The organism is Marivirga sp. (assembly GCF_024636815.1).
In the GTDB taxonomy this organism is placed as follows: Bacteria; Bacteroidota; Bacteroidia; order Cytophagales; family Cyclobacteriaceae; genus Marivirga.
This window is the reverse complement of sequence record NZ_JAGXGF010000086.1, coordinates 1-6,080: the sequence shown is the minus strand read 5'-3', so window position 1 is coordinate 6,080 and position 6,080 is coordinate 1. Positions and strand designations below refer to the sequence as shown.

Here is a 6,080-nt window from a genome sequence, read left to right as displayed (position 1 = left end):
TTGCACCCTCTGGAATAATATGGTATCTTCGATACCAGATGCCCATACTGGGCACACACATCCTGTATAAATCATGGCTGTTCAGTAGGTAATTGTTCCTTAGGCTCTTTGTAGATAGCCCGTCAATCCGCAGGATTGACTTCCTTAGTGAAAATAATTTAGTAAGCCAATTCTGCGGATTGCCTCGGTAGTTAACTGAAATTTTTATACTTTTAATCAGCCACGAATTCATACAGTGGCGTTATATATTTAACTTCAACCCTAACAAATCTATACATAACCACTCCTCAAAAACCCACCCTATATATCCCAAAAATTCACTACATTTCTCTTATAATTAACCATTTAAACTATGAAAAAATATAATATTCTCTCATTGCTGATAGGCCTGTTGGCTTTCAACTTCGGTGCTTTTGCCCAAGAAAAAGAAGATAAGGCAGATAGCACTAAAAAAACAACCAAAGAACTTCCGCTTGAACCGGAAAGAACCATCGAATTCAACACCAAGGAAGGCACTTGGCTTTCTGTGGATGTGAGCCCAGATGGCGAAACCATCATTTTTGATATGATGGGAGACATTTACAGTATTCCTTTTGCTGGTGGAAAAGCTACAAAATTAACCGAAGGAATGCCCTATGATGTGCATCCCCGATTTAGCCCAGATGGAAAGTCCATTGTTTTTATATCTGATAAAAGTGGTTCAGACAACATTTGGACAATGAATTTGGAATCGGAAGAGATGAAACAAATCACCAAAGACGATGATCAAAATTACTTCTCAGCTGACTGGACTCCTGATGGAGAATATATTATAGGTGCCAAAGGCAGAAGAAATATCAAATTACATATTTACCACAAAGAAGGCGGTTCGGGCGCTCAATTAATTGAAGAGCCTGACAATTTAAAAACCACTGATCCTACAATCAGTCCTGATGGAAAATTGATTTATTTTTCAAAAAGAAAGTCTGCCTGGAATTATAATGCACAATTTCCTCAGTATCAAATCGGGACTTACGATATGGAAGATGGTGATATGGCGACTATCACTTCTCGCTATGGTTCTGCTTTTACTCCTACCCTTTCTCCTGATGGAAAATGGTTGGTTTATGGAACACGCTTTGAAACTGAAACAGGTTTGGTAAGAAGAAATCTACAAACGGGAGATGAAGAATGGCTGGCATATCCGGTACAGAGAGATGAACAGGAATCCATAGGACCATTAGGCGTTTACCCTGCTATGTCATTTACGCCTGATAGCAAATTTCTAATTGCCACTTATGGAGGGAAAATCCATAAAATAGATATTAATGCTAAAACAGCTACTGAAATTCCATTTGAAGTAGATTTAAAATTGGAATTAGGGCCAAGATTGAAATTTGAATATCCTATCGAGGACAATAAAGAGGCTTTTGTAACGCAAATCAGGGATGCAGTTCCCTCACCTAATGGCGCACAGTTGGCTTTTACGGCACTCAATAGATTATACGTGATGGATTTACCGGACGGTAAGCCTAAAAGATTAACGAAGCATGAATTCACGGAAGCCATGCCAGCTTGGTCGCCAGACGGGTCACAAATTGTATTTTCAACTTGGGAAGAAAAGGAAGGCGGACATTTATACAAAATAAATGCAAATGGAAGAGGTAATGCAGTAAAATTAACCCAAAACCCAGCCCTTTATTTAGATCCAGAATGGTCTTACAAACAAAATAGAATTGTTTTCAATAGAGGTGCAAATCAAGTTTATCTCGATGCTATTGATCCATTCGGTTCATTGATGATGGAAGATTTAGCATGGATTTCATCCGATGGCGGAAAGGTAACTTTAATTGATAAAGCCAAGGGTAGAAACACCCCACATTTCTCTAAAGTAGAAGACAGAATCTATTTAAATCATGGCAAAAAAGGCTTGATTTCCATTCGTTGGGATGGAACAGATGAAAAAGAACATTTACAACTGACTGGAATTACAACCTATGGTTCATCAGTGGACATGGTACATGCACATGATGGATCACATAACATACTCCCTGATACTGAGGATGCTTGGAGAGAGAAAAACAAACCTTCAACACCTTCTGAAATTAGAATTTCCCCAGATGGAAAAACCGCTTTGGCAAAAATCGCTAATGACATTTATTCAGTGAGCATCCCAAAATACGGTCAAACCCCGAAAATTTCTGTATCCAAAGCTGATAATGCAGCTTTCCCAGCAATGAAATTGACTGTTATGGGTGGGGAATTCCCAGCTTGGTCAGGCAATAGTGAAAAAGTGCATTGGTCATTGGGAAGCAGTCACTTTATATATGATTTGGCAGAAGGAAAAGCCTATGCTGATAGCGTAGCCACCGCTAAAAAAGAAGCTGAGAAAAAGAAGGAGGAAGAAAAGGACGAAGATAAAGAGAAAGATTCTGAGGAAGAAGAGGAAGATAAAGAGGAAAAGGCAGATGAGAAAAAAGAAGACAAGGAAGACGAAGGATATATAGCTAAAGAACTCAAAATAAAAGTGAGTTATGAAAAAGATATTCCAGACGGCACCATTCTTTTGAAAGGTGCAAGAATTATCACCATGACGGATAAGGGTGTGATTGAAAATGGCGATATCTTGATAGAGAACAATCGCATTACAGCCGTTGGTGAAAGTGGTAGTTTAGATATTCCCAATGGAGCAAAAACCATTGATGCTTCTGGAAAAACCATCACCCCGGGATTTGTGGACACCCACGCTCACATGTGGCCCAATTGGGGATTACATAAAAACCAAGTTTGGATTTATTCTGCCAACTTAGCTTATGGAGTAACCACCACTCGTGATCCGCAAACTGCAACTACAGATGTCCTAACTATTCCGATATGGTGGATGCAGGCATGATTCACGGCCCTAGAGTTTACAGCACGGGACCTGGGGTTGGTTACTGGATGTATAAAATTAAATCTTTAGAGCACGCCAAAGAAGTATTGAAACAATACAGTGAATACTATGACACCAAAAGTATTAAAATGTATTTGGTAGGTAATCGTCAGCAACGCCAATGGATTATTATGGCTGCAAAAGAACTGGAATTAATGCCAACCACTGAAGGTGGATTGGATTTCAAACTCAATATGACACAATTACTGGATGGCTATCCTGGTCATGAACACACATTACCTATTGTGGGGATTTATAAAGATGCAGTCCAAACCATAGCGGAATCTAAAATGGCCGTTACCCCGACCCTATTGGTTTCTTATGGCGGACCTTGGGCCGAAGAATTTTATTATGCAACTGAAAATCCTTATCATGATGAAAAACTTCAATACTTCACTCCTTATGAGGAATTAGCACAAAAATCTCGCAGAAGAGGCGCGTGGTTTATGAAGGAAGAACATGTTTTCCCTAAGCATGCTAAATTCATGAAGGATTTGATTGAAGCAAATGGAATTGGAGGAGTAGGAAGTCATGGACAATTGCAAGGATTGGGTTATCACTGGGAATTGTGGTCAATGGCAAGCGGTGGCATGAGCAATATGGATGCTTTGAGAACTGCTACTATTTTGGGTGCTGAGGCTTTAGGTTTGGAAGGCGATTTGGGTAGCATTGAAAAAGGAAAACTGGCTGATTTATTAATCATGGATAAAAATCCATTGGAAGAAATCAGAAATTCCAACACTTTAACTCATGTGGTGAAAAACGGAAGAGTTTATGATGCCGATACTTTGGATGAAATTGCTCCAAATGAGAAAGAAGCAGAGCCATTTGAATGGCAAACTAAAAGACCTGAGAATGTTCCGGGTGTTCAGAAGGATTAAAATCTGAGTTTAAATAATTAAGAAAGGGATACTGATTCATTTTCAGTATCCCTTTCTTATATACTTTTATGTAATTATTAACTCATAAAAATAGTTAGGAAGCATTTTTGGCTAGTCGAAAGATTTCAACAATCATTTTTCAAAAAGCCTTTGGCTTTAAAATTACCACCATAGAGTCAAAAGTAAAGTTGACTTGCCAGGGAAATCACTTATTGTTTAGCTCTAAATATTCCTTATATGTTGCATATTTGGTTTCTATAAAATAATAGAATAATAAATCTACTCAACTTAATCCGTGCGTCATCCTCGGGAAACCTGTCCCGCACTGTAGTCGGGAGACGGGGATCTTTTGATTTTAACCTTTGGTTAAAAATATTATGAATGAGTTTTGAAGTTTAGGATTTACATTTAAGTCTGGAATTTCCAAAAATAAGGTATTGAAACTTCGTTTCAATATACAAGATCCCTGCCTTCGCAGGAATGACGCACAGAACACAGTTAGAAGCTTTATAAAATTCTTTTACAAGATTTTACATTGAAAACAAAATAAAACTTAAATAGCGACAGAAGATAATTCACTACCAGTCTTTTCAGTATTCATCCCATCTGCATTCATTGCTTTCACAATGAATACAAGCATTAGAATTTCAAAAATAGTTAAAGTAAATAATGCAGGAATTGCCATTAAAATACTTGCAAAACCTAAGCCAGTTACAATGGCAAAAATTCCGATTACTAAAGAAAGAGTACCTAATGATTTTTGTCTTAATACGAAGGCTGTTCCAAGCAGAATATAGCCAATTCCAAACATGACACTTCTTAGAACCAATAATGCTTCTACTGACAAATAATTAGTATAAAAAACTGCTATGTCATTTGTATTACTGATTACAATGAGTAAGATTAAAAACAGACTGCTTATTTTTAATAAATTATCCTCAATGTTTTTCCTGTTAAGTAAAGAGGATAATAAAAAATAATGAAAGTTACCATTACCGCCATTTTAATAAATACATAAGAGGCAGAGTCGGAAGAAAGTCCATGTCTTGAGGTATTGTAAAATCCAATTTCCATAAAACCTTCTACAAAAGATAAACACAAATAAATAATCCCGATTATAGCTCCCCATTTAAAATATGATCTCTTGTCTCCCAGTAAAGTTGAAAATTGGTTTTGATGATCTTCCTTCAAATTAAGTTCTGAAAAATCTACATTTAATACTTCCAGTATAGATTTGATAGTATAACTTCTTGGAAGTACCTCTCCCGCCTCTATTCGCTGAAGCGTACGAACATTCAAATTACATTTCTCTACAAGTTCTTCTTGCGTAAGTCCTTTTGCCTTTCTCCAATTTTGGATTTTATGGCCTAATTCAGGTTGTTGCATGTTATATATTGTTTTGTTGACCATGGCAAGTAGCTTTTTTAAACCTTAAAATAAAACGAATTAAGTGGGCTTATATCCGACATTAACACGACAATCTGATTTTAAGCACTAATTTACAGTATTTTCACATTTTTTATTACTATTATTTTTTCCCTGCAATTACCTGAAAATCACTAACTTTAAAAAATCATGTTTTTCTTAGTTTTTATTTAATGAGTACCACCACATTTAATTTTGAAAGGTTTTTCGAACTCACTACTGACCTAGTCTGTATTGCTGATTATGATGGATACTTTAAAAAAATAAATACTGCAGTTTCCAAAACACTGGGATATTCATTTGAGGAATTATATTCTAAGCCTATCAATGATTTCGTCCATCCTGATGATCAAAATGTCACTTCCTCGGCAAGAGAAAACTTAACCAAAGCAAACGATTTACATCATTTCGAAAATAGGTATCTCACTAAAAATGGTAAAATTGTTTGGCTGGCTTGGACTTCCATTCCATCCGAAGAGGATAAAGTGATTTTCGCCATTGCGAAAGATATTTCCCACAAAAAAAGACTGGAGGCAGAAAGAAATATGCAATTGGCAGAGCTGTCAAAAAGCAATAAAAATTTTGAACAAATCAATTATAAAACCTCCCATGATTTACGCGCTCCAGTCAACAATCTGAATTCAATTTTAGAAATGATAGATTTAGACAAAATTGAAGGTGATAAAAACAAAAAACTTTTCAACTTAGCGAAGAAAGGTGCTGAGCAATTAAAGGAAAAAATGAAGCTCTACATTAATTCCCTTATTGAAACTAATAGCCCAAATATAAAAATAGAAGCTATCTCCTTTGAAAAAACCTTTGAATTAGTGCTCGAATCCATCCATAATTTAGTCAGCAAATCC

The 6,080-nt window shown here is 36.3% G+C and carries 5 protein-coding genes; 3 read left to right on the top strand and 2 right to left on the bottom strand.

The window, feature by feature from the left end; all coding sequences use genetic code 11:
- Window positions 1-352 precede the first annotated feature (352 nt).
- Together Q0L29_RS06495 and Q0L29_RS06490 are read left to right on the top strand one after the other, a co-directional pair.
- A complete protein-coding gene (locus Q0L29_RS06495) occupies window positions 353-2,872 on the top strand; it encodes an amidohydrolase (protein WP_296620092.1) in 2,520 nt (839 codons plus the stop codon).
- Window positions 2,854-3,792, top strand: coding sequence for an amidohydrolase family protein (locus Q0L29_RS06490; protein WP_296620091.1), 939 nt, complete (start codon window positions 2,854-2,856; stop codon window positions 3,790-3,792). Before Q0L29_RS06495 ends, Q0L29_RS06490 begins: the two co-directional genes overlap by 19 nt.
- 553 nt (window positions 3,793-4,345) lie before the next feature.
- Here the strand turns inward: Q0L29_RS06490 and Q0L29_RS06485 are convergent.
- Together Q0L29_RS06485 and Q0L29_RS06480 are read right to left on the bottom strand one after the other, a co-directional pair.
- Window positions 4,346-4,639, bottom strand: coding sequence for a hypothetical protein (locus Q0L29_RS06485; RefSeq protein WP_296620089.1), 294 nt, complete (start codon window positions 4,637-4,639; stop codon window positions 4,346-4,348).
- Between the two features lie 77 nt (window positions 4,640-4,716).
- Window positions 4,717-5,178, bottom strand: a complete 462-nt coding sequence (locus Q0L29_RS06480; RefSeq protein ID WP_296620088.1) for a helix-turn-helix transcriptional regulator — start codon at window positions 5,176-5,178, stop codon at window positions 4,717-4,719.
- Window positions 5,179-5,390: 212 nt separating this feature from the next.
- Here Q0L29_RS06480 and Q0L29_RS06475 point away from each other — a divergent pair.
- The coding region (locus Q0L29_RS06475) for a PAS domain S-box protein (protein ID WP_296620086.1) at window positions 5,391-6,080 on the top strand (690 nt) is incomplete at its 3' end.

Coding starts and splice junctions, on each gene's coding strand:
- Q0L29_RS06495 (WP_296620092.1), top strand. CDS start 353: ATGAAAAAATATAATATTCTCTCATTGCTGATAGGCCTGTTGGCTTTC.
- Q0L29_RS06490 (WP_296620091.1), top strand. CDS start 2,854: ATGGTGGATGCAGGCATGATTCACGGCCCTAGAGTTTACAGCACGGGA.
- Q0L29_RS06480 (WP_296620088.1), bottom strand. CDS start 5,178: ATGCAACAACCTGAATTAGGCCATAAAATCCAAAATTGGAGAAAGGCA.